General features: G+C 69.5%; 24 protein-coding genes. 13 read left to right on the top strand and 11 right to left on the bottom strand.

The genetic code is table 11. The features are described from left to right. Window positions 1-145 precede the first annotated feature (145 nt). Both OG953_RS29810 and OG953_RS29805 read right to left on the bottom strand, forming a co-directional pair. On the bottom strand, window positions 146-604 hold the full coding sequence (locus OG953_RS29810; protein WP_405688150.1) for a peroxiredoxin: 459 nt from the start codon (window positions 602-604) through the stop codon (window positions 146-148). A gap of 202 nt (window positions 605-806) precedes the next feature. Then, the gene (locus OG953_RS29805; protein WP_114244351.1) at window positions 807-1,244 is read right to left on the bottom strand and encodes a DUF3052 domain-containing protein; all 438 of its coding nucleotides are present in this window, start codon (window positions 1,242-1,244) and stop codon (window positions 807-809) included. Window positions 1,245-1,713: 469 nt separating this feature from the next. On the opposite strand from OG953_RS29805, the gene aceE reads away from it, so the two are divergent. After that, window positions 1,714-4,455 carry a pyruvate dehydrogenase (acetyl-transferring), homodimeric type gene (gene aceE / locus OG953_RS29800; RefSeq protein WP_405688149.1) on the top strand — a complete coding sequence of 914 codons (2,742 nt, stop codon included), beginning with the start codon at window positions 1,714-1,716 and terminating at the stop codon, window positions 4,453-4,455. Window positions 4,456-4,520: 65 nt separating this feature from the next. Here aceE and OG953_RS29795 read toward each other — a convergent pair whose 3' ends face one another. Then, on the bottom strand, window positions 4,521-4,898 hold the full coding sequence (locus tag OG953_RS29795; protein ID WP_405688148.1) for a peptidase inhibitor family I36 protein: 378 nt from the start codon (window positions 4,896-4,898) through the stop codon (window positions 4,521-4,523). Between the two features lie 176 nt (window positions 4,899-5,074). Next, the gene (locus tag OG953_RS29790) at window positions 5,075-6,685 is read right to left on the bottom strand and encodes an MFS transporter (protein WP_405688147.1); all 1,611 of its coding nucleotides are present in this window, start codon (window positions 6,683-6,685) and stop codon (window positions 5,075-5,077) included. 117 nt (window positions 6,686-6,802) lie between these two features. On the opposite strand from OG953_RS29790, the gene OG953_RS29785 reads away from it, so the two are divergent. From OG953_RS29785 to OG953_RS29765, 5 genes are all read left to right on the top strand, one after another. Beyond that, entirely contained in the window at window positions 6,803-7,474 is a 672-nt protein-coding gene (locus tag OG953_RS29785; RefSeq protein ID WP_405688146.1) for a TetR family transcriptional regulator, read from the top strand. Window positions 7,475-7,705: 231 nt separating this feature from the next. Next, on the top strand, window positions 7,706-8,917 hold the full coding sequence (locus tag OG953_RS29780; protein WP_405688145.1) for an alpha/beta hydrolase: 1,212 nt from the start codon (window positions 7,706-7,708) through the stop codon (window positions 8,915-8,917). An 85-nt stretch (window positions 8,918-9,002) separates the two neighbouring features. Next, on the top strand, window positions 9,003-9,953 hold the full coding sequence (locus OG953_RS29775; protein ID WP_405688144.1) for a DUF4429 domain-containing protein: 951 nt from the start codon (window positions 9,003-9,005) through the stop codon (window positions 9,951-9,953). A 105-nt stretch (window positions 9,954-10,058) separates the two neighbouring features. Continuing rightward, window positions 10,059-11,387, top strand: a complete 1,329-nt coding sequence (locus tag OG953_RS29770) for a sensor histidine kinase (protein ID WP_405688142.1) — start codon at window positions 10,059-10,061, stop codon at window positions 11,385-11,387. After that, complete coding sequence (locus OG953_RS29765) at window positions 11,384-12,067, top strand: response regulator (protein WP_405688140.1); 684 nt, start codon at window positions 11,384-11,386, stop codon at window positions 12,065-12,067. The genes OG953_RS29770 and OG953_RS29765 overlap by 4 nt, the downstream gene beginning before the upstream one ends. A 50-nt stretch (window positions 12,068-12,117) precedes the next feature. Here OG953_RS29765 and OG953_RS29760 read toward each other — a convergent pair whose 3' ends face one another. From OG953_RS29760 to OG953_RS29750, 3 genes are read right to left on the bottom strand one after another with little or no spacing between them, the layout of a single operon-like run. After that, window positions 12,118-12,495 (bottom strand): hypothetical protein, encoded by a 378-nt coding sequence (locus tag OG953_RS29760; RefSeq protein ID WP_405688139.1) that lies wholly within the window; start codon window positions 12,493-12,495, stop codon window positions 12,118-12,120. A 53-nt stretch (window positions 12,496-12,548) separates the two neighbouring features. Then, the gene (locus OG953_RS29755; RefSeq protein WP_405688136.1) at window positions 12,549-13,565 is read right to left on the bottom strand and encodes an aldo/keto reductase; all 1,017 of its coding nucleotides are present in this window, start codon (window positions 13,563-13,565) and stop codon (window positions 12,549-12,551) included. Beyond that, window positions 13,565-14,026 carry a MerR family transcriptional regulator gene (locus OG953_RS29750; protein WP_405688134.1) on the bottom strand — a complete coding sequence of 154 codons (462 nt, stop codon included), beginning with the start codon at window positions 14,024-14,026 and terminating at the stop codon, window positions 13,565-13,567. The genes OG953_RS29755 and OG953_RS29750 overlap by 1 nt, the downstream gene beginning before the upstream one ends. Before the next feature lie 117 nt (window positions 14,027-14,143). Here OG953_RS29750 and OG953_RS29745 point away from each other — a divergent pair, with 117 nt between their 5' ends. Further along, complete coding sequence (locus tag OG953_RS29745; protein ID WP_405688132.1) at window positions 14,144-14,965, top strand: serine hydrolase domain-containing protein; 822 nt, start codon at window positions 14,144-14,146, stop codon at window positions 14,963-14,965. Between the two features lie 6 nt (window positions 14,966-14,971). Here the strand turns inward: OG953_RS29745 and OG953_RS29740 are convergent, their stop codons facing one another. Continuing rightward, entirely contained in the window at window positions 14,972-15,409 is a 438-nt protein-coding gene (locus OG953_RS29740; RefSeq protein WP_405688130.1) for an ATP-binding protein, read from the bottom strand. Window positions 15,410-15,495: 86 nt separating this feature from the next. Here OG953_RS29740 and OG953_RS29735 point away from each other — a divergent pair, with 86 nt between their 5' ends. Then, window positions 15,496-16,320 carry a helix-turn-helix transcriptional regulator gene (locus tag OG953_RS29735; protein ID WP_405688128.1) on the top strand — a complete coding sequence of 275 codons (825 nt, stop codon included), beginning with the start codon at window positions 15,496-15,498 and terminating at the stop codon, window positions 16,318-16,320. Continuing rightward, complete coding sequence (locus OG953_RS29730) at window positions 16,304-16,567, top strand: DUF397 domain-containing protein (RefSeq protein WP_405688126.1); 264 nt, start codon at window positions 16,304-16,306, stop codon at window positions 16,565-16,567. Before OG953_RS29735 ends, OG953_RS29730 begins: the two co-directional genes overlap by 17 nt. Window positions 16,568-16,656: 89 nt before the next feature. On the opposite strand, the gene OG953_RS29725 is transcribed toward OG953_RS29730, so the two are convergent. Both OG953_RS29725 and OG953_RS29720 read right to left on the bottom strand, forming a co-directional pair. Then, window positions 16,657-17,334, bottom strand: a complete 678-nt coding sequence (locus OG953_RS29725) for a C39 family peptidase (RefSeq protein ID WP_405688124.1) — start codon at window positions 17,332-17,334, stop codon at window positions 16,657-16,659. A 181-nt stretch (window positions 17,335-17,515) separates the two neighbouring features. Beyond that, window positions 17,516-18,520, bottom strand: coding sequence for an ArsR/SmtB family transcription factor (locus OG953_RS29720; protein WP_405688123.1), 1,005 nt, complete (start codon window positions 18,518-18,520; stop codon window positions 17,516-17,518). A 350-nt stretch (window positions 18,521-18,870) separates the two neighbouring features. Here OG953_RS29720 and OG953_RS29715 point away from each other — a divergent pair, with 350 nt between their 5' ends. Beyond that, window positions 18,871-19,461, top strand: a complete 591-nt coding sequence (locus tag OG953_RS29715; RefSeq protein WP_405688122.1) for a GNAT family N-acetyltransferase — start codon at window positions 18,871-18,873, stop codon at window positions 19,459-19,461. A gap of 1 nt (window position 19,462) precedes the next feature. Here the strand turns inward: OG953_RS29715 and OG953_RS29710 are convergent, their stop codons facing one another. Next, a complete protein-coding gene (locus OG953_RS29710; RefSeq protein WP_405688120.1) occupies window positions 19,463-20,119 on the bottom strand; it encodes a pirin family protein in 657 nt (218 codons plus the stop codon). 116 nt (window positions 20,120-20,235) lie between these two features. On the opposite strand from OG953_RS29710, the gene OG953_RS29705 reads away from it, so the two are divergent. The 3 genes from OG953_RS29705 (at window position 20,236) to OG953_RS29695 (ending at window position 23,454) form a co-directional block, all read left to right on the top strand. Next, window positions 20,236-21,435, top strand: coding sequence for a PucR family transcriptional regulator (locus tag OG953_RS29705; RefSeq protein ID WP_405688119.1), 1,200 nt, complete (start codon window positions 20,236-20,238; stop codon window positions 21,433-21,435). Between the two features lie 89 nt (window positions 21,436-21,524). Continuing rightward, window positions 21,525-22,439, top strand: coding sequence for an ACP S-malonyltransferase (locus OG953_RS29700; RefSeq protein WP_405688117.1), 915 nt, complete (start codon window positions 21,525-21,527; stop codon window positions 22,437-22,439). A gap of 13 nt (window positions 22,440-22,452) precedes the next feature. After that, entirely contained in the window at window positions 22,453-23,454 is a 1,002-nt protein-coding gene (locus OG953_RS29695; protein ID WP_327275391.1) for a ketoacyl-ACP synthase III, read from the top strand. Window positions 23,455-23,457: the final 3 nt, after the last annotated feature.

Here is a 23,457-nt window from a genome sequence, read left to right as displayed (position 1 = left end):
GTCCTCCCATTGGTTTCCTTGGGGGCCGGCGGGTGCCGGCGCCTCCACGTTGCGTTGGCATCCGATCAACGAGTGGATCCTAGTGACCGGTTCCCGGCCAAAGCAGGCTTTTGGCCGGGACGCCCACAGATCCGCCGGTCCCGGATCAGAGCGTGTCGAGCGCCTTGATGTAGTCGTTGAGGTCGCGCGCGTCGGGCAGACCGTTGACGACGGTCCAGCGCACCACGCCCTCCTTGTCGATGATGAAGGTGCCGCGCACCGCGCAGCCCTTCTCCTCGTCGAAGACGCCGTATGCCCGCGAGGTCTCGCCGTGCGGCCAGAAGTCCGAGACCAGCGGGTACTCGAGACCTTCCTGGTCGGCGAAGACGCGCAGGGTGTGGATGGAGTCGTTGGAGACGGCGAGCAGCTGCGTGTCGTCGTTCTCGAACTTCGGCAGCTCGTCGCGGAGCGCGCAGAGCTCGCCCGTGCAGACGCCGGTGAAGGCGAACGGATAGAACAGCAGTACGACATTCTTCTCGCCGCGGAAGTCGGAGAGCTTCACGGTCCGGCCGTGGTTGTCCTTCAGCTCGAAATCCGGGGCCTGGGTGCCGACCTCGATCGCCATGAAACGCGTCCCTTCGCTACGTTCACCGGGCTGGGCTGTCCGGGTGCCTCCCAGCCTACGCAGAGCCCGCAGCAGGCCACGCAGCGCCCGCACGGGGACACCCCGCACCCCAGCCGTACGGACAACCGGCAAGCGTACGAAGAAGACCCCCGGCGGCTCATGCCGTCGGGGGCCTTCAGGGCGAGTGCGTGGCGAATGCGGTTCAGCGCTTGGCTTTGGCCGCCTTCGGTGTGACCAGGCGGCTTCCCGTCCAGTCCTTGCCCGCATTGATGCTCTTGGTCTGGGAGAGACCGGCCGTCTGTGCAGCCTCGTTGATGTCGCTCGGTTCGACGTATCCATCACGGCCGGTCTTCGGCGTCATCAGCCAGACCGCACCGCCGTCCTCGATCAGACCAATGGCATCCACCAGCGCGTCCGTAAGGTCGCCGTCCTCGTCGCGGAACCACAGCAGGACGACGTCTGCGACGTCGTCGTAGTCCTCATCGACGAGATCCTGGCCGGTCGTGGCCTCAATGCCCTCACGGAGCTCCTGCTCGACGTCGTCGTCGTAGCCGATCTCCTGGACCACTTGTCCGGGCTCGAACCCCAGGCGTGCTGCCGGGTTGGTCCGCTCCTCCGCGTGGTCCGCGGTCGCGCTCACGGGTTGCCTCCTGATCATGTTTCGGAAAATGCTTCAGCCACGCGCGTGCGCGGGGCGTTGGCCGTAGTCCACACGGGAGTGGCGGATCGCGCAAGTACCCAGCCGTGCGAGACCGCCCAAACGGTGACGTTCCTTGCCACGTCGCCGCACTGTCGGCAGGTCCCCTGCTGGGGCCGGCGCTACCGTCACACCCTTTACGTCCTTCCACAGCTTATGCCGTTTCGGTCCGCCATTCGGAGTCGAACATCCTTTGGGAACGCTTGGACGGGTTGGGCGTATGGTTGCGGTTTGGGCCGGCCCATCCCCGTACTACGGACGCGACGTCTCGCAACATGGCGGTTACCCCTCGGTAGAGATGACGTTTGCGCCCCTGCGGTACACGATGGTGATGGCGTACATGCATACATCCCGGGGGCATGTCTCCCGTAACCAGGCCCCGTAGAGCAGCACCGAACAGCGAAGGAACAGCGTGGCTTCCGGATCCGATCGCAACCCGATCATCATTGGCGGCCTTCCGAGCCAGGTCCCGGACTTCGATCCCGAAGAGACCCAGGAATGGCTCGACTCGCTCGACGCCGCCGTCGACGAGCGAGGCCGTGAGCGGGCCCGTTACCTGATGCTCCGGCTCATCGAGCGTGCGCGCGAGAAGCGCGTCGCCGTGCCCGAGATGCGCAGCACGGACTACGTGAACACGATCGCCACGAAGGACGAGCCGTTCTTCCCCGGCGACGAGGAGATCGAGCGCAAGGTCCTCAACGCGACCCGCTGGAACGCGGCCGTGATGGTGTCGCGCGCCCAGCGTCCGGGGATCGGCGTCGGCGGCCACATCGCCACCTTCGCCTCCTCGGCCTCGCTGTACGACGTGGGCTTCAACCACTTCTTCCGGGGCAAGGACGACGGTCTGGGCGGCGACCAGATCTTCTTCCAGGGGCACGCGTCCCCGGGTATCTACGCCCGCGCCTTCCTGCTCGACCGGCTGAGCGAAGCGCAGCTCGACGCCTTCCGCCAGGAGAAGTCGAAGGCGCCGAACGGCCTGTCCAGCTACCCGCACCCGCGGCTGATGCCGGACTTCTGGGAGTTCCCGACCGTCTCGATGGGCCTCGGCCCGCTCGGCGCGATCTACCAGGCCCGGATGAACCGCTACATGGAGGCGCGCGGCATCGCCGACACCTCCCAGTCGCATGTGTGGGCGTATCTGGGCGACGGCGAGATGGACGAGCCCGAGTCGCTCGGCCAGCTCTCCATCGCCGCCCGTGAGGGCCTGGACAACCTGACCTTCGTGGTCAACTGCAACCTGCAGCGCCTCGACGGTCCGGTGCGCGGCAACGGCAAGATCATCCAGGAGCTGGAGTCGCAGTTCCGCGGCGCCGGATGGAATGTCATCAAGCTGGTCTGGGACCGTTCCTGGGACCCGCTGCTCGCGCAGGACCGCACGGGCATCCTGGTCAACAAGCTGAACACCACGCCGGACGGCCAGTTCCAGACGTACGCCACCGAGTCCGGTGCGTACATCCGTGAGCACTTCTTCGGCGACGACCCGCGGCTGCGCGACATGGTCAAGGACATGACCGACGACCAGATCCTGCACCTGGGCCGCGGCGGTCACGACCACAGGAAGGTCTACGCGGCCTATGCGGCGGCCAAGGCCCACAAGGGCCAGCCGACGGTGATCCTGGCGCAGACGGTCAAGGGCTGGACGCTGGGGCCGAACTTCGAGGGCCGCAACGCGACCCACCAGATGAAGAAGCTCACCGTCGAGGACCTCAAGAGGTTCCGCGACCGGCTGCACATCCCGATCACGGACAAGCAGCTGGACGAGGGCTACCCGCCCTACTACCACCCGGGCCGCGACTCGGAGGAGATCCAGTACATGCACGACCGCCGCAAGGGTCTGGGCGGTTACGTCCCGACCCGTGTGGTGCGCGCGAAGCCGCTGGTTCTCCCCGAGGACAAGACATACGCGACCGCGAAGAAGGGTTCGGGCCAGCAGTCGATCGCCACGACCATGGCGTTCGTCCGCATCCTGAAGGACCTCATGCGGGACAAGGAGATCGGCAGGCGCTTCGTGCTGATCGCACCCGACGAGTACCGCACCTTCGGCATGGACGCGTTCTTCCCGAGCGCGAAGATCTACAACCCGCTGGGCCAGCAGTACGAGGCGGTGGACCGCGATCTGCTGCTCGCGTACAAGGAGTCGCCGACCGGTCAGATGCTGCACGACGGCATCTCCGAGGCCGGCTGCACGGCCTCGCTGATCGCCGCCGGCTCGGCGTACGCCACGCACGGCGAGCCGCTGATCCCGGTGTACGTCTTCTACTCGATGTTCGGTTTCCAGCGCACCGGCGACCAGTTCTGGCAGATGGCCGACCAGCTCGCGCGCGGCTTCGTGCTGGGTGCGACCGCCGGTCGTACGACGCTGACCGGTGAGGGCCTCCAGCACGCGGACGGCCACTCGCAGCTGCTCGCCTCGACCAACCCGGGCTGTGTCGCGTACGACCCGGCCTTCAGCTACGAGATCGCGCACATCGTCAAGGACGGTCTGCGCCGGATGTACGGCGGGACCCCCGAAGAGAACGAGGATGTCTTCTACTACCTCACCGTCTACAACGAGCCGATCCAGCACCCGGCCGAGCCCGAGAACGTGGATGTCGAAGGCATCCTCAAGGGCGTGTACCGCTACAAGGGCGCCGAGCGGGGCGAGATCCCGGCCCAGATCATGGCGTCCGGTGTGGCGGTCCCGTGGGCGGTGGAGGCGCAGCGGATCCTCGCCGACGAGTGGAACGTCAGGGCGGACGTCTGGTCGGCGACCTCCTGGAACGAGCTGCGCCGCGAGGCCGTGGACGTGGAGCGGTACAACCTGCTGCACCCCGAGGAGGAGCAGCGCGTCCCGTACGTCACGCGGAAGCTCGCCGGCTCCGAGGGCCCGTTCGTGGCTGTCTCGGACTGGATGCGTTCCGTACCGGACCAGATCGCGCGCTGGGTGCCCGGTGCGTACCAGTCGCTGGGTGCGGACGGCTTCGGCTTCGCCGACACCCGTGGTGCGGCCCGCCGGTTCTTCCACATCGACGCGCAGTCGATCGTCCTCGCGGTGCTCACCGAGCTCGCGAAGGAGGGCCGGATCGACCGTTCGCTGCTGAAGACGGCGATCGACCGGTACGAGCTGCTGGATGTGACCGCGGCCGGACCGGGCGCGGCCGGTGGCGACGCGTAAGCACGACGAACCATGACCGAAGGGCGGCCGGACCTCCTGGTCCCGCCGCCCTTCGGCGTGTCCGGTCAGTTCTCCCAGACCTTGAAGGCCCTGACCTGGTACGGGGACTGGGGCACCCAGGTGCCGCCGCCCGGATAGGTCTCGAACTCACCCGTCTCGGCGCACTCCGCCGACTGGTACGTGGTGACGGGCCGGCCCGTGCGGTTGGCGAGCGCCTGGACCTTGCTGCCCGCCGGCAGCGGGACACAACTCTCGATGTCGATCGTGGACAGCTCGTGGATCTGCCGGGCGCCGGTGAAGTCCGGCTTCTCCCAGAGACACAGCTGACCGCTTCCGCAGGCCCCGGGATGGGCGGGTGCGGAGTGGGCCGCGGCCTGCGGAATCAGGGCGGTGGCGGCCAGGGCGGTGGCGGCCAGGGCGGCGGCAAGAACGGTCGTACGCATGGAAATCGACCCCCGTGGTGGTGCGAATCAGTTGCACGCCACCCTGACCTGCGGGGCGACGCCTGGGGAAGGGGCTGCGGGTCACACCACCCTGATAGGCGACAGCCCCGCCGGAACGGTCCGACGGGGCTGTTGTACGCACGGTGTTGACGCCTCGGGGGCGCCGCGACGAGCGATCAGATGTGACCCGCGCCCGCGCCCGCCTCTGCATTCGCACCGCGCTTGGTGAGCGTGGCGACCAGCGCGGCGGCCACCGCGACGATGCCGGCCACCATGAACGCCGTGCTCATGCCCGACACGAACGTGTCATGGGCGACACCCGCGATCTGCGCCGCGACCTCCGGCGGAGTGTTGCCGTCCACCGGCGGTACGCCGACCTCGACGGCCGAGGACGCAGCGTCCAGCTGCTCCGGCGTAAGGGGCGGAAGCTTCGCGGCCGTCCAGTTGTCGGCCAGCTTCGAGTCGACCTGGGAGGCCATGACCGCGCCCAGCACCGCCGTGCCGAGGCTGCCGCCGACCTGCATGGCGGCCTGCTGGAGGCCGCCCGCGACACCGGAGAGTTCCATCGGCGCGTTGCCGACGATGACCTCGGTGGCGCCGACCATCACCGGGGCGAGGCCGAGGCCGAGCAGACCGAACCAGATCGACATGGTCAGGGTGCTGGTGCCGATCTCCAGCTGGGACATGCCGAACATGGCGACCGCCGTGCACACCATGCCGCCGACCAGCGGAACCCGCGGGCCGAACTTGGTGATCATGGCGCCTGCGAGCGGCGAGGCGACGATCATCATTCCGGTCAGCGGCAGCAGGTGCAGACCGCTGTCGACGGGGCTCAGACCGTGCACGTTCTGAAGGTAGAAGGTGACGAAGAACAGCCCGCCCATGAAGGCGAAGGCCATCAGCACCATCAAAACCGCGCCCGCGGACAGCGGCACGGACCGGAACATCGCCAGCGGGATCAGCGGCTCCCTGACGTTCTTCTGGGAGAAGGCGAAGACCACGAACAGGGCCACTGCGGCGCCCAGGAAGCCGAGCGTCTTGTAGTCGCCCCAGCCCCACTCGGCGCCCTTGATGAGCGCCCAGATCAGGCAGAACATCGCCTGCGACAGCAACACGATGCCGCCGATGTCGAAGGAGCGCGGCGCGTTCTCGGCGCGGTGGTCCTTGAGGATCACCAGGCCCAGCAGAAGCGCGATCACACCGACCGGCACATTGATGAAGAAGACCGACTGCCAGCTGACGTGCTCGACGAGCACACCGCCGAGGATCGGGCCGCCCGCGGTGGAGGCGCCGATCACCATGCCCCAGATGCCGATCGCCATGTTGAGCTTCTCGGCCGGGAAGGTGGCGCGCAGCAGGCCGAGCGCGGCGGGCATCAGCAGGGCGCCGAAGAGGCCCTGGAGCACCCGGAACACGATCACCAGTGCGACGCTGTTGGACAGGCCGATGGCCCCCGATGCCGCGGCGAAGCCGACGACACCTATGAGGAAGGTCTGGCGGTGGCCGAACCGGTCACCGAGCTTGCCCGCGGTGATCAGGGAGACCGCGAGGGCGAGCATGTAGCCGTTGGTGATCCACTGGACGTCGGCGAGCGAGGCGCCCAGGTCCTGCTGGATGGCGGGGTTGGCGATCGCGACGATCGTGCCGTCGAGCGCGACCATCATCACGCCGATGGCCACGGAGAAGAGCGTCAGCCAGGGGTGGCCGCGCAGCCCCTTGGCAGGTGCGGGCACGGCGGTGTCCTGCGGCTCCCGCGACGCCTTTTCGACGGTGGTCTGACTAGTCATGCCCGGGAGATTAGTGTCAGCGGCTGACAGTTGACAAACCATTTCACATGCCGGTAACTGTCACGTAGCTCACACGTACGCTGAGCTGGACAAAGCAGGTGAAAGAGGACCACTTCAGTGACCGATGGGCAGCGGGCCGTGTATCCGACCGGACTGCGCGAACGGAAGAAGCGGCGCACCCGGGACGCCCTGCTGCACGCCGCCCTCGATCTCTTCACCGACCAGGGGTACGAGGAGACCACCGTCGACGAGATCGTCGACGCCGTCGAGGTCTCCCAGCGCACCTTCTTCCGCTACTTCGCCAGCAAGGAGGAGGCCGCCTTCGCCATCCAGGAGATGGTGGAGTCGCACTTCCTCTCGGAGCTGCGTCGGCGCCCCGCGTCGGAAGCCCCGTTCGAGGCGATGCGCAGCGCGGTCCTCTGCGCCTGGGACAGTATCGGTGAGGCGATCGAGGCGATCATCACGGTCGAACTCCATATGCGCACGTACCGGATGATCGAGTCGACGCCGTCGCTGCTCGCCGCCCACCTGCGGCGCAGCATGGATCTGGAGAACCAGATCGCGCTGCTGATCGCCGAGCGCGAGGGGCTCGACGTGAGGACGGACCCCCGGCCGAGGGTCGCCGTGGCCGCGTTCTGTGGGGTGATGCGGGTGACCGGGCAGCTCTGGGGGCAGGGGCGGGACACCAGCGTGGACTCGTTGCGCGCGCTGACCGAGGTGTACCTGGACCAGCTCGGACCGGCGCTGGCCGGGAACTGGCGGGCGGGGGCCGACACCGGGCTCGGGTAGCGACATGGAAACTCCGTCGATGTGCTGTACGCCTCACTGCCGCGGCATGACCGACTTCACAACCGCCGTGCCCCGATGGCCATATGCGACGCTCCGGGGGCATTCCGCGCGCCCGGGTGTGCGCGCCGCACCAACACAGCGTGAAATGAACCGCCTTGAATTCCCGTCAGCCGGGTGATGTGTGTCACCCTCTTCACGGCTGCCGTCGCGCGTCTCCTAATGTGGGCCGAAGTGACTTCCTTCGACTCCTCCCCCACGCTCACCGCATGGCGCGCGCTGCTCGCCGTCGCGGTCGTGTTCGTGATGTTGGCGACCACTGGCTGGACCGCCGTACGTCACCCACACTCCGACGAGCCACGCACCGTCGCACTCGCCTCCTGGGCACGGGGCCACGTGGCGGGTCGTGCGCTGCCGGACGCCGAAGCACCGCCGCGCCGCCTGTCGCGGTTCTTCGCCACGCTCACGGCCGCTCAGCGCACCGGTCTTGCCGACAAGTACCCCTTGGTCGTGGGCAATCTGAACGGCGCCCCGGTCACCCTGCGCTACCACGCCAACCGGCTGGCCCTGGTGCAGGCGCGGACGGTCGAGCGGCAGCGCATGCACGACGCCAGGCTCTCCCCCGACGGCCGCGCCGAGGCGCTCCGCCGGATGAACCGCTTCCAGTCGATGCTCGCCGAGGGACGGCACATCCTCGCCTTCGACCCGTCCGGAAAAGGCCGAGCCGCGGAGGTGTTCGGTGATCTCGACCGGGCCGACCGGATCTCCGTGATCGTGCCCGGGGTCGACACCAACCTGCTGACGCTGGAGCGGTCCGCCCCCAAGGTGAATGCCGCGCCGGTCGGTATGGCGAAGTCGCTGTACGCGGCGGAGCGCGCCGCGCGCCCCGGCACCCGTACCGCCGTCATCGCCTGGGCCGACTACACCACGCCCGCCGGAGTCGGTATGGACGCGGCCCTGGGGAACCTCGCCGAGCGCGGGGCGGTGCGGCTGAACGCGCTGGTGGGCGCGCTGCCCGGGGCCGCCCCCATCTCGCTGTTCTGCCACAGCTACGGCTCGGTGCTGTGCGGTGTCGCCGCACATGAACTGCCCTCCAGGGTCGCCGACATCGCGGTCGCGGGCAGCCCCGGCATGCGGGTGGAGAACGCGGGGCAGCTGCACACCGGGGCCAGGGTGTGGGCGATGCGGGACCACGACGACTGGATCGAGGACGTACCCAACCTGGAGCTGGGCGGTCTCGGGCACGGTGCCGATCCGGTCGACCCGGGCTTCGGCGCACGCATCGTCTCGGCGGGCGGCGCGGTCGGGCACAGCGGCTATTTCGAGCCGGGCACCGAGAGCCTCAGCAACTTCGCCTCAATTGGCGTGGGGGCCTACAGCTCGGTCAGTTGTGCGAACTCCGACAGCGCCTGCCACGACGGAGTCACGGGCAGACAGGGGATCTGACGGGCACAGCGAGCCGTGGTCGGCCGCATATCGGGACTTACGCCGAGGGGGGACGTGCGGGCAAGTGCCGCATACGATGAGGCACATGGGTGATGTGCTGGCCGGAATTCATGCCACCTGGGAGTTCGACACCGACTCCGTGCTCGTCCGCTTCGAACGGGGAATACGCACGCCGAAGCTCTTCCAGAGCCTGCGTGAGCGCCGCGTCCCGCACGCGGCGCTGTCATCGGTGACGCTGACCCCGGGCAAGCGGGGCACGGTGGTCCTGCACGCGGTACCGAGACCCGGTGCCGACCCGTTGCTGGAGGCTGCGGCCGGGCAACTGAAGGACGGCTGCGATCCGTACCGGCTGGTGCTCCCCGCCGAGCGCGAGACGCTCGCCGAGTACTACGCGGACGAACTGCGCGCCCTGCTCGGTCCCGACGCGGCGGAGCCCGCCGACCGGTTCCTGGTCGCGGCCCCCGAGGCGCCGATGCAGTTCAAGGCGTACGACGGCCGGGCCGGCTTCGACGGGGACCGGGTCTCCTTCCGGTGGTTCTGGACGGGTGCCTCCACGGCGAAGTGGAAGGCCGGCGACCAGACGTTCCCGGTGACGGAACTGAGCGGTGTCGAGTGGCGCTCGCCGGAGGCCTTCGACGGCTATCTGCGGCTGGTGCCGAGAGGCCAGGAAGGTGCGACTCCGGGCCCGGGAGCCGGCCTCGGCATGGATACGGAGCCGGTCACGAGGCTCGGTTCGGGCACGGTGCAGAGCGCACAGCCGATGGCCCCCCGCCCCGCCCGGGCCGACCAGGACCCGGCTGCCGTGGTCTTCGGCCTCGGCTACGGCCCGGTGCACGAGTCGCTGCCGTTCGCCGCGGCCGTACTGGAATCCGTACGCAGGAAGCAGCCGGCTCCCTCCGCCCCGGCAGGCGTGGGGCGGCGCGATCCCGCGGACATCGCGGAGCGGATCCGGCACCTCGGGGAACTGCACCGGGCGGGCCTGGTGACGGACGACGAGTTCAGTGCGAAGAAGGCCCAGTTGCTCGCCGAGCTGTAGGTGTGTCCGGCCCGCCGGTAGTACTCCCGTACGAGAAGCATGGCGGCGGACCGAAACCCGGGTACGACGACACCGGGCCGGCCCGCTGCCTACGCTGATCGGGCCATGACCACTTCCCCGCCGCCCACTCCACCCTCCGCCGACGGCCTGCTGAGCGCCGCCCGGCGCAATCTGCGCGAGCTCGCTCACGGGCTCTCCCACCCGTCCCATCCCCCGGTGCCACCCCTGGCCCACGCACCGAAACACCGGCAGCGGCTGCTGCCGTACGTGGTCGTCCTCGCCCTTGCCGCGATCTTCATCCCGGTCACGATCAACGTCCTGACCGAGCAGTACGGCGTGATCGGAGGACTGGCGGGAATCCTGGCCGTCGCGCAGGCCGCACCGCTGCTGATGCTGGCGCACCGGCCGCTGCAGGCCTGGTGGATCGTCTTCCCCGCCGACATCCTGGGCGCGGCCGTGCTGCTCGGGTATCCGGTCCACGAGTACGAGATCTGGCCGTGGCCCCCGCCCACCCTGATCGGCTATCTCTTCCTGCTGCTCGCGCTGGCGCTGCGCGAGACCCGGCGGACCCTGGTCGCGGTCTGGGTGGCGACGGGTGCGGCAAGCCTGATCCTGCAGCTGATCTCCCCGGGCCGCAGCAACGGCAGCGCGCTGCTGCTCGTGATCCTCGGTGCGGTGGTCCTGCTGATCGGTGCGGCAGTACGGGAACGTGGCGACGCGCAGCGTCGGCTCGCCGAACAGGAGACCATCAGTGAGGCCGAGCGGGCGCAGCGGACACTGCTGGAGGAGCGGACCAGGATCGCCCGTGAGCTGCACGACGTGGTCGCCCACCACATGTCCGTGATCACGGTCCAGGCCGACTCCGCGCCCTACCGGATCAGCGGGCTGCCCGAGCAGGCGCGCGAGGAGTTCGGGGTGATCGCGGCGAGCGCGCGGGAGTCGCTGACGGAGATGCGGCGCCTGCTCGCGGTGCTGCGCAGCGACGGCACGGAGGGCGAGCGGGCACCGCAGCCGGGGCTCGACCGGGTGCAGCAGCTGGTGGAGGCGACGGTACGGGCGGGGCTGCCGGCCGAACTGTCGCTGTCCGCCGATCTGCATCTGCCAGACGTACCGCAGGCGGTGGACCTGTCGGCGTACCGGATCGTGCAGGAGGCCCTGGCGAACGTGGTCCGGCACGCGCCCGGAGCACGAACCCGGGTGTCGATCACGTCCGACGGCGAGCACCTGACCGCGTTGGTGGTCAACGACCGGGCGGAGCAGCCCGGTTCGCCGCTGGAGACGACCGGGACCGGGCACGGCCTGGTCGGCATGCGGGAACGCGTACGGTTGACGGGCGGCACGCTGGACACCGGGCCCCTGCCCGACGGCGGCTTCCGGGTGGCGGCGCGGCTGCCCCTCGTCCCCGTTCCGCCCCCGACCTCGGAGGACTCTTGACCATCCGCGTGATCATCGTCGACGACCAGGCCATGGTGCGGGCGGGATTCGCGGCACTGCTCGCGGCACAGAGCGACATCGACGTGGTCGGTGAGGCGCCGGACGGACGCCGGGGCATCGACGTCAGCCGGAGCGTCCACCCGGACGTGGTCCTGATGGATGTCCGGATGCCCGAGATGGACGGTCTGGCGGCGGCCCGCGAGCTGCTGAACCCTCCGGTGGGGGTGGTGCACCGGCCGAGGGTCCTGATGCTCACCACGTTCGACGTGGACGACTACGTGTACGAGGCGCTGCGCGCCGGGGCGTCCGGCTTCCTGCTGAAGGACGCGCCGCCCGCGGACCTGATCTCGGCGGTGCGGGTGGTCGCGGCGGGCGAGGCGCTGCTCGCGCCGTCCGTGACCCGCCGGCTGATCGCGGACTTCGCCCGCCAGGGTCCGACCGGGGCCACCCGGAGCGGCCAGTCGCTGCGGCTGAACGGGCTGACTCCGCGCGAGACGGAGGTGCTGGAGCTGATCGCGCGGGGCCTGTCCAACCAGGAAATCGCGGGGAGGCTGGTGCTGGCCGAGCAGACGGTGAAGACGCATATCGGCCGGGTTCTGGCCAAGCTGGACCTGCGGGACCGTGCGCAGGCGGTGATATTCGCGTACGAGGCGGGGGTGGTGGTGCCGGGCGAGGCGTGACGTCGTTTCCTTCGTCCGCCTCCGCCGCCCGGGATCCGTTCCCGCATCATCTACTTGTCGAAGATGAACATGATGTTGCGGTCATCCAGGTACTTGATATCGATCTCGCAGCCCTTTTGCACCCTCGACGAGCGGGCGGCCGAAATAGTGTCCCTGCCTTCCACTTGCTTGGTCGCACCGTCCTCGCTCCAGGAAAGCCGGTACTTTATCTCGACGGATCCGCTGTCATTCGTACCGAGGTGACGGACATCCTCCACCAGGGCCCGGACATCCCGGCCCTCCCACAAAATCTTCTGGTCGCGCCTGAAGAGGTGGAGGAGAAAGAAAAAGCCGCCCCCGAAGGTGACAACGGAAATAATTGCAACAAACACCACGGGCGCACCCCTCGCATGAACGTCGCCATACCGCAGGCCGATGCCATCATTCACCACGGCACCGAAACCCGGGGCCACGGGGTGCGGTGGGGCCCCGGGCCACCGGATTACTCGCGCGCCGCGGAAGTGGAGCTCATGTCCGGGTACCGGTCCCCCGCCACCTGCCCCGCGATCGGCTCCAGCAGTGCCAGCTCCTCCGCGGTCAGCGTGAGCCGGGTGGCGGCCACGTTCTCCAGCAGTCGGCTGCTCTTGCGGGTGCCCGGGATCGGCACCACGGTCAGCCCGTGCACCTGGGCCCGCTGCTGCACCCACGCGAGCGCCACCTGCGCGGCCGACGCCCCGTGCGCCGCCGCGATCTTGTGGACGGGCTCCAGCAGGGCGGCGTTCGTCTTCGCGTTGTCGCCGGTGAAGCGGGGCTGGTACTTACGGAAGTCACCGGCCGACAGGTCCTTGGCAGCGTCCGTGAACGCCCCGGTCAGAAAGCCCCGGCCGAGCGGCGAGTACGGCACGAAGGTCACACCGAGCTCGACCGCGGCGGGCACGGCACTGCGCTCGACGTCCCGGCTGAAGAGCGACCACTCGGACTGCAGGGCGGCGATCGGGTGCACCGCGTGCGCCTCGCGCAGCTCCGCGCCGGTCACCTCGCTCAGCCCGAGCTGCTTGACCTTGCCCTGCTGGACCAGCTCGGCCATCGCGCCGACGGACTCGGCCAGCGGGACGGCCGGGTCGCGGCGGTGCATGTAGTACAGGTCGATGACGTCGGTGTTCAGGCGACGAAGACTGTCCTCGACGGCCTGGCGGATGTACGCGGGGTCGTTGCGCACGCCCCGGTACTGCGGGTCGTCGTCCTTGCGCTCGATGGCGAACTTCGTGGCGAGTGTGATCTCGTCGCGGTGCGCTCCGACGAACGGGGCGAGAAACCTCTCGTTGGCGCCGCTCCCGTAGACATCGGCGGTGTCGAAGAGGGTGACACCCGCCGTCAGCGCCGTCTCCAGCGTCTCTCGCGCCGAGGACTCATCGGTGTCCCCGTAGAACTCGCTCATGCCCATGCAGCCGAGTCCCTGGACGCCGACCTGCGGGCCGCCGTTTCCGAGCTCCACGGTGGTGATCTTGTTGTCAGTCATCAGGCACAGGGCCTTTCCGGCGCCCGTCGGGCACTCGCATAGAAGTCGATCTTGTGGTCGAGGACGGCGAGGGTGTCCTGGAGCTCCGCGATCCGCGTCTTCACGTCACGGCGGGTCGCCTCCAGCAACTCCTGCCGTTCCTCGAAGGTGTGCTCGCCCTCGCGCAGCAGCTCCGCGTACCGGACCATGTCGGCGACCGGCATCCCGGTCAGCCGCAGCTTGCCGACGAAGGCCAGCCAGTCCAGGTCGCGGTTGGTGAAGCGGCGCTGACCGGTGTGGGACCGGTCGACGTGCGACATCAGCCCGATCCGCTCGTACCAGCGCAGGGTGTGCGCGGTGAGCCCGGTGAAGGCGGCGACCTCACTGATGGTGTAGCGGTCCTGACCCTCGGGACGCGGATGCGCCCTGGGTGCCGATGCGCATGCGTCCGCCTTTACGGAAGTGCTCTCCATCACCGTCATGACCTCCACGCTAGAACCTTGGAGTGCACTCGAAGCAAGCGCAAACGGCGACGGGTTTCGGCGGCGGCCGGGCCACCCCCTCCGAGCCGTGCAGGACGGCCCTTTAGGCTCATACGTATGCAGAGCCTGGCGATGATCGACAACTGGCCCGTCCCCACCGCGGCGACGGCCGTCGTACGAGCGGACGGCACGGTCGTCGGTACGCACGGCCCGACCTCGCACCGTTTTCCGCTCGCCTCCGTCACCAAGCCGATCGCGGCCTACGCGGCGCTCGTGGCGTACGAGGAGGGCGCGGTCGAGCTCGACGAGCCGGCCGGGCCCGAGGGTTCCACCGTCCGGCATCTGCTCGCGCACACCAGCGGGCTCGCCTTCGACGAGCACCGGGTGACGGCCGCCCCCGGCACCCGACGGCTCTACTCCAATGCCGGCTTCGAAGTGCTCGGCGACCATATCGCCAAGGCCACCGACATCCCGTTCCCGGAATACGTACGCCAGGCGGTGCTGGAGCCGCTGGGGATGACGTCGACCACGGTGGACGGCTCGCCCGCCAAGGACGGTGTCTCGACCGTCGACGATCTGGCACGGTTCGCGGCGGAGGTGCAGGCGCCGCGGCTGCTCGACCCTCGTACGGTGCTGGCCGCGCAGACCGTCGCACACCCCGGCCTGAAGGGTGTGCTGCCGGGCTACGGTCACCAGAACCCCAACGACTGGGGGCTCGGCTTCGAGATCCGTGACTCCAAGTCGCCGCACTGGACGGGCGGTTCCTCGTCACCTGCGACGTTCGGGCACTTCGGGCAGTCCGGGACCTTCCTGTGGATCGACCCGGTGGCGGGCGCGGCGTGCGTCGCGCTCACCGACCGGGCCTTCGGCCCGTGGGCGGTCGAGGTGTGGCCGGCGTTCACGGACGCGGTGCTCGCGGAGCTCGGCTCCGGCCGCTGAGAGAGATCACCCGTCGGCTGCTTTTGCGGCCAGGCACTCGAACCAGACCGTCTTGCCACAGCCGTCGCGGCGCGGCTCCACGCCCCAGCCGTCGGTGACGGCATCGACCAGGACCAGCCCCCGCCCGCCCTCGTCGAGCACATCACCGATGACCGCGCGGGCCAGTTCCGGGGAGGCATCCGCCACCTCGACGCGTACACCCCCGGCCGCGAGCAGGAAGATGAGCGTCTGGCAACGGCGGCCGGGGACGTGCCGTACGACATTGGCGATCAGCTCGGTGAGTGCCAACTCGGCCGCATCGGCCACGTCGAGGAGCCCCCAGGCGGTGAGGTAGAGGCGCAGGATGTGGCGCAGATGCCGGGCCGAGTGCTCGCCCATCGCGAAGTCGGCGCGGTAGGTCGCCTCCAGCAGATCGTCGGCCTGCGGATCAATTACGTGATTCATGTCACCAGAGTGCAGCGACGCGATTACGCTCGGCTACGTACGGAAACGAACGCCGCGAGGCGTTGAAAGCCGGAGGTGCCCCCGCCGTGGCCAACATCCACACGCTCGACCCCCACGCCTCCCCGCTGGACTACTACGGCTGGGAGCTGCGCCGCCAGAGAGAGGCCAACAACCTCAAACAGGGTCAGCTCGGCGACATCATCTTCTGCACCGGCTCCCTGATCGGCCAGATCGAGACCACGAAGAAGATCCCCACCCGCGACTTCTCCGAGCGGGTGGACGCGGCACTCGGCACGGACGGCGTGTTCTCGCGCCTCGTCGGCCTGGTCCTGCGCAGCCAGCTGCCGACCTGGTTCCAGCCGTACGCGGACATGGAGGCCCGTGCAACGTACATCTCCACGTACCAGGCGCAGTTGGTGTACGGGCTGTTGCAGACGGAGGAGTACGCGCGGGCACTACTCGGTGTGGATCACCCGAACAAGGTTGACGAGATGGTGGCGGCCCGGCTGGATCGCCAGCGGATCCTGAAGGGCGGGAATCCGCCCGCTCTGTGGGTCATCCTGAGCGAGGCCGCACTGCTCCAGGAGGTCGGCGGACGCGACGTCATGCGCGCGCAACTGGCACGGCTGTTGGACTTCCGTGACGATCCCTGGGTGCAGATCCAGGTACTTCCGTTCTCCGTCGGCCGGCACACGGGAATGATGGGGTCGTTCACCCTTCTCAGGTTCGATGACGATCCTGACCTGTTCTACGTGGACAGCTACGATCAGGGACACATGACCGCCAATCCCCAGGTGATCAAGGAACGTTCGGTCGGCTACGCTCGCTTGCAAGCCACAGCCCTCTCCCCCGAGGACTCGGCGACGCTGATCGCTCGTGTGATGGAGGAACGCTATGGAGATCAGGCATGACCTGACCGGAGCACAGTGGCGGAAGTCAACGTACAGCGGCACCAACGGCGGCGAATGCGTCGAGTGCACCGTCACCGGCGGCGCGGCATGGCGCAAGTCGAGTTACAGCGGCACCAACGGCGGCGACTGCGTCGAGGTGGTCGACGGCCTCCCCTGCGCCGTACCCGTCCGCGACAGCAAGAACCCGGGCGGCCCCGTCCTGGTCGTCGGGGCCGACGCCTGGCAGGCGTTCGTGGACGGGCTCTGAGTTCGTCGGAAGCTCGTACGGCGGAGGGGGCTCGGGACGACCGGTGGTCGTCCCGAGCCCCCTCCGTTCCCCCGTGACCGGCTGCGGCGCTACGCGGAGTAGCCCTTCGACGCGATCCACGTCGCCAGCTTCTTCGTGGTCATCGTGTACCGGTGACGGCTGGAGGACTTGATCGCGATGTCCTCGATGACGGCGTGGTCACCGTTCTTGGCGTAGCCGACCACGGTCAGGTAGTGGCCCTGGTTGTACGAGTGCTTCTTGCCGGCGGTGTCGTACGCCGTGCCGTATACGTTGGCCACGATGGCGTACCCCTTGTTGATGTCGTACTTGATGTCCGCCTTCAGACGCTTCACCTGGGCCGACGTGGCGTCGTTGCCCGGGATCCACTTGTTCTCGTACGGGGAGCCCGGCAGGCGCTTGTTGAGGACCTTGGTCACCAGGCCGATGTTGTCGGTCTGCTTGCCGTTCTGCTCGACCTTCAGGTCCTTCGACAGGGTCTTCTGGCTGACCTTCTTGCCCCGCTGGGTCAGCGCGAGACGGGTGGAGGCCGGGCCGCAGTAGTAGTACGTCGACTGCGTCTGGAACTTGTACGCCGACAGTGTCCTCTTGGCCGGGTACGCACCACCCTCCAGCGGCGGGTACTGGGCCGCGGCGGTGCCGGCCGTGAGGAGGACGCCCGCCGTGGCGAACGCGGCGACCGTGGCGGCCGCGAGCCGTGCGCGGCGGCGCGACGCCACCGTCCGGTGCTCCGTGACTGTGATGCTCATGAGTGGGTTTCCTTCCCCCGTGCCGCACCGCCGACCTGAACGGCGGTGCGACGAGACTGTGTTGCTCGGTACGAGCGGCGGGTGCTTCTTCCGTGTGGTCGTCCCCCGCGGCTGCCGTACCAGCATCGGCTCAGTGCGTGCCGTGTGACGACGGCGTTCGGGCAGGGCCGAATTCCGCTGCTCAGGCCGGGCCGGGGCGTTGCGGCTCACCGTGCAGCAGCGCCGCTCCGAGCGGGGTGAGGCTGTGGATGACGCTCCCGCCCACCCGGTTGCCGTGCACGAGTCCGGCCTCCCGCAGTGCGCGGACGTGCTCGCTCGCCGAGGCTGCGGAGATGCGCAGCATGCGCGCCAACTCACCGGTCGTGGCGGAGTTCTGAAGTGCGGTCAGCACACGCGCGCGGGTGCGGCCGAGAAGTCCCGCGAGCTGCCTCCGCCGCCGGTCCGCGCCGACCGGCGACACGTCGGGGCCCTCCGTCCGCGCGATCGGGTAAACGAGCACCTGCGGCAGAGTCGGGTCGGCCAGTGCGACCGGGCTGCTGTGGCAGAAGAAGGAGGGGATCAGGCAGAGGCCCCGGCCGTCGAGGTGGATGTCGCGGCCCTCGGGGTAACGCACGTACAGCGTCGGAGGCCGCCAGTCCAGCGCGGGTCGCAGCGACTCCAGCAGCCCGGCAACACCTCCGTCGCACAGGGCCCGCGCCCGCACCATCCGGTCGGCCTGGACCGTCGCGGCCACACGCGTCCAGTCCGGGCGGACGACGGTGTCGTGCACACGCCGGATGGCATCGGTCAGTTCGTCGAGATGGCTCCGCTCACCGGCGGCGAGGCCGGCGAACCAGCGCGGCAGGCGCCGGGTGCGCGCCGTGAGCGCCAGCTCGCGGCGCAGTCGGGCCGACGGCGTGGCCCGCAGCGCGTCCAGCCCCGCCGACAGCCCGTGACCGCCTTCGGCAGGTGTCAGGAAGTCCGGGAAATAGCTCGCCGGTGGCGCCGCGGCGCCCACCAGCCGGGCCGGGCCGTCGGCGCCCTTGCGCTGGAGCTCCATACGGGCCCGCCGCCGCCACTCGCCAAAGGACCGCGGACCGGTCTGCGACAGCAGTTGCACCCCGAGGACCGTCTCCCAGAGCGGGTCCGGACCCGGCGCGACCCAGACCTTCGCCAGGTCGGCGTCCGTGAAATGTAAACGCAGCATTTTTCCCCCGATTTGCCGTGATTCCACAGGGAGCAGGAATCCGAATGGACCGCTCTGTCCCCGTAGTTGAGGATCCCGAGGCCACCGCTCCCGGTTCCCGTGGCGGGCGTGAAAGCACTCACTCGGGGGATGTGGAGGCCCTCACAGGGCCGGCGTCACCGGTGGGAATCATGCAGGGGCGGCCTGTGTCGCGCTCACCGACCGGGCCTTCGGGCCATGGGCAGGGAGGTGTGGCCGCCGTTCACGGACGCGATGCTCGCGGCCCGAGGGACCGGCGCTGCGGCACACGGTCGGCGGATGTCCGTCGACGCCCGTGTCCGCGGCCCGGGGAACCGCTACTCTCCTCGCCCATGGCCGACATAGTCCGCGCTACCGCCTCCGACGTCCCGGCGCTCGCTTCCGTACTCGCCAGTGCCTACGCCGAGGACCCCGTCTGGTCCTGGCTGATGCCGCACGACCGGGACCGGAGGCTGCGGCTGCTGTTCACCGCGCATCTGGCGCAGCAGGTCCCGGCGGGCCGGGTGTGGACCGATCCCGACCGCACGGTGGCTGCGGTGTGGGCGGAGCCCGGGAAGTGGAAGCTGCCGGTGAGCTATCTGCTGCGCAACACGGGCACGCTGCTGCGGGCGGGACGGGCCCAACTCCCCCGTACCGGAATGCGGTTGCTGGCCCTTGAGCACCGCCACCCGGCCGACCCCGCGCACTGGTACGTCGAGTACATCGGCACCCACGCGGACGCGCGCGGTACCGGGCGCGGGTCGCAGGTGCTCAGCGGGCTGCTGGAGCAGGCGGACGCGGACGGGCGGCCGGTTTTCCTGGAGTCGAGCAACCGCCGCAATCTGACCTTCTACCGGCGCCACGGCTTCGCGGTGCAGGAGGATATGACGTTCCGGGCGGGGCCGCCGATGTGGTCGATGTGGCGCCGGGACACCGGCCGGTAGCTCAGGCCGACAGTTCCCAGATCAGCACCTCGGCCGTCCCGGCCGCCACCAGCTCCAGCCCCTCCTCCCCGGTGATCCGCACCGAGTCGCCCGCCTCCAACTCCTCGTCGCCGAGCCGCACGCCCCCGGCCACCACATGGACGTACACCCGTGCCGCGTCCGGCACCGCAGTGTGTTCGCCCGCGGCCAGCCTGCGCACATGCAGCATGGCGCCCGCTTCCGGGAGGGCGTACGGGGTGGAGTCGGCGATGCCGGGAACGATCGTGTACGAGGGTTCGCCGCCCGGTTCGAGCGGTGCCAGCCACATCTGAACGAACGTCAGCGGGCCGTCCCCGTCGTTGCGCTCGACGTGCCGCACCCCGGCCGCCGCTCTGAGGTGCTGGAGATCCCCGGCCCGTACGACCGTGGCGTGACCGGTCGAATCGCGGTGGGTCAGCTCGCCCTCGACGACCCAGGTGACGATCTCCGTGTGGCTGTGGGGGTGTTCGTCGAAGCCCGCGCCGGGCGCCAGCCGTTCCGAGTTGCACGCCAGGATCGCGCCGAAGCGCAGATTGTCCGGGTCGTAGAAGCTGCCGAAGGAGAAGGCGTGCCGGGACAGGATACCGGCGGCCCGGTCCCCGCCCAGGAAGCGGTCTTCGGCGCGGTGTACGGAAATCACCCGCCCACGGTAGCCCGGCGCGGCGCCCCCACGATCGTCTTGCCGCTACCCGGCAGTACGACCCGCCACCGCCCCGGCCCACCGAGCACGTGGCCGGATAGGGCAGTCTTGTGTTCGTGCCCCGACCCGATCCTGAGCAGCCCGCTGCGAACGCCGCCCACCTGCATGCCGCGACCCTGAAACGGCTGGAGCAGTCCTCCGGCCGGCTGGCCGCCAATGCGATCGCCCGCATGGACGAGTCACTGCCGTGGTACCGGGCGATGCCACCGGAGAACCGGTCCTGGATCGGCCTGGTGGCCCAGGCCGGGATCGCGGCGTTCACCGAGTGGTTCCGGCATCCGGAGACCCCGCAGGCCATCTCCACCGATGTGTTCGGTACGGCTCCGCGCGAGCTGACCCGGGCGATCACCCTGCGGCAGACCGTCGAGATGGTGCGTACGACGATCGAGGTCATGGAGGCCGCGATCGAGGAGGTCGCCGCGCCCGGCGACGAGTCGGTGCTGCGGGAGGCGCTGCTCGTCTACGCGCGGGAGATCGCCTTCGCGACCGCCCAGGTGTACGCGCAGGCCGCCGAGGCCCGCGGCGCCTGGGACGCCCGGCTGGAATCGCTCGTGGTGAACGCGGTGCTGTCCGGCGAGGCCGACGAGGGCGCCGTGTCACGCGCCGCGGCGCTCGGCTGGAACTCCCCCGAGCACGTGTGCGTGGTTCTCGGTACGGCCCCGGACGGCGACAGCGAACTGACGGTGGAGGCGATCCGGCGCGCCGCCCGGCACGCGAAGCTCCAGGTCCTGACCGGGGTGCTCGGCAACCGGCTGGTCGTCATCGCGGGTGGCAGCGACAACCCGCTGCATGTCGCGAAGGCGCTGATCGGCCCGTACGCCGCAGGTCCGGTCGTTGCCGGACCCGTGGTGCCCGACCTGCTGGCGGCCACCCGGTCCGCACAGGCGGCGGCCGCCGGGCTCAGGGCGTGCGGTGCCTGGCAGGACGCCCCGCGGCCGGTACTGGCCGACGATCTGCTGCCGGAGCGCGCGATGGCGGGCGACCCTGCCGCACGGGACCAATTGGTGGAGGAGATCTACAGACCGCTGGAAGAAGCGGGTTCTGCGCTCCTGGAGACGCTGAGTGTGTATCTGGAGCAGGCGAGCAGCCTGGAGGGTGCGGCCAGGATGCTCTTCGTCCACCCCAACACCGTGCGCTACCGGCTCCGACGTGTGACTGACGTCACCGGATGGTCGCCTTCCGATGTCCGCTCTGCGTTCACCCTGCGAATCGCCCTGATTCTGGGACGCTTGGCCGCCAGAGATCCGCAGTCCTAGACTTTTGTCGGACATCAACAATTCCCCATACGGTTCTTCGTCCCTGTCCCCACGGGTGTTCCGGACCGTTCACAAGAGAGAGTGTGAGGGTGCTCGTACTCGTCGCTCCCGGCCAAGGCGCTCAGACGCCCGGCTTCCTGACTCCCTGGCTCGAACTCCCCGGTGCCGCCGACCGCATCGCGGCCTGGTCCGACGCCATCGGGCTCGACCTCGCCCACTACGGCACCGAGGCCGACGCCGAGGCGATCCGTGACACCGCGGTGGCGCAGCCGCTGCTGGTCGCCGCCGGTCTGCTGTCCGCCGCCGCGCTCAACGCGTCGCCCGACGTCGTCGCAGGTCACAGCGTGGGTGAGATCACCGCAGCCGCCCTTGCCGGAGTCATCGGCGACGAGGCCGCACTCCGTCTCGTACGTACCCGTGGGCTCGCCATGGCCGATGCCGCGGCGGTCACCGAGACCGGCATGGCGGCGCTGCTCGGCGGCGACCCCGAGGTGACGGTCCCGCACCTGGAGAAGCTCGGGCTGACCCCGGCGAACGTCAACGGTGGCGGCCAGATCGTCGCCGCCGGCACCGCCGCGCAGATCGCCGCGCTGACCGAGGACAAGCCCGAGGGCGTACGCCGCGTGGTGCCCCTCAAGGTCGCCGGCGCCTTCCACACGCACCACATGGCGCCCGCCGTCGACCGGCTGCGCGAGGCCGCCCTGGCGCTGAAGATCGCCGACCCGGTCGTGACATATGTCTCGAACGCCGACGGGAAGCCCGTGGCCATCGGCGACGAGGTCATCTCGCGGCTGGTCGGCCAGGTGGCCAACCCGGTCCGCTGGGACCTGTGCATGGAGACCTTCAAGGAGATGGGCGTCACGGCTCTCATCGAGGCATGCCCCGGCGGCACCCTCACGGGTCTCGCCAAGCGCGCGATGCCCGGTGTGCAGACCCTCGCGCTCAAGACCCCCGACGACCTCGACGCGGCCCGCGCGCTCATCTCCGAGCACGCGGGCGCCTAAGGAGCCCGAGAGCATGTCGAAGATCAAGCCCAGTCAGGGCGCCCCGTACGCACGCATCATGGGTGTCGGCGGCTACCGTCCGACCCGTGTCGTGCCCAACGAGGTGATCCTCGAGACGATCGACTCGTCCGACGAGTGGATCCGCTCGCGCTCCGGCATCGCCACCCGCCACTGGGCCTCCGAGGAGGAGACCGTGGCGGCGATGTCCGTGGAGGCGTCCGGGAAGGCCATCGCCGATGCCGGGATCACGCCGGAGCAGATCGGCGCCGTGATCGTCTCCACCGTCTCGCACTTCAAGCAGACCCCGGCCATCGCGACCGAGATCGCCCACAAGGTCGGCGCGGGCAAGCCCGCCGCCTTCGACATCTCGGCCGGCTGCGCGGGCTTCGGCTACGGACTGACCCTCGCCAAGGGCATGATCGTCGAGGGTTCGGCGGAGTACGTTCTCGTCATCGGCGTGGAGCGGCTCAGCGACCTCACCGACAAGGAGGACCGCGCGACGGCCTTCCTCTTCGGCGACGGCGCCGGCGCGGTCGTCGTCGGCCCCTCCAAGGTGCCGGCCATAGGCCCCACCGTCTGGGGCTCCGAGGGCGACAAGTCCGAGACGATCAAGCAGACCGTGGCGTGGGACGAGTTCCACGCCGAGCGCCCGGAGAAGTTCCCGGCCATCACGCAGGAGGGCCAGGCGGTCTTCCGCTGGGCCGTCTTCGAGATGGCGAAGGTCGCCCAGCAGGCGCTGGACGCGGCCGGGATCGCACCGAAAGACCTGGACGTCTTCATTCCGCACCAGGCCAACATGCGGATCATCGACTCGATGGTGAAGACCCTGAAGCTGCCGGAGAACGTCACGGTCGCCCGTGACGTGGAGACCACCGGCAACACCTCCGCCGCCTCGATTCCGCTCGCTATGGAGCGGCTTCTGGCGACCGGTCAGGCGAAGAGCGGCGACACCGCGCTCGTCATCGGCTTCGGGGCGGGTCTCGTCTACGCCGCGACGGTCGTTACTCTCCCCTAGGCA

It is taken from the genome of Streptomyces sp. NBC_00057, from assembly GCF_045041165.1.
GTDB lineage: Bacteria > Actinomycetota > Actinomycetes > Streptomycetales > Streptomycetaceae > Streptomyces.
This window is presented reverse-complemented; position numbering and strand designations above follow the sequence as displayed.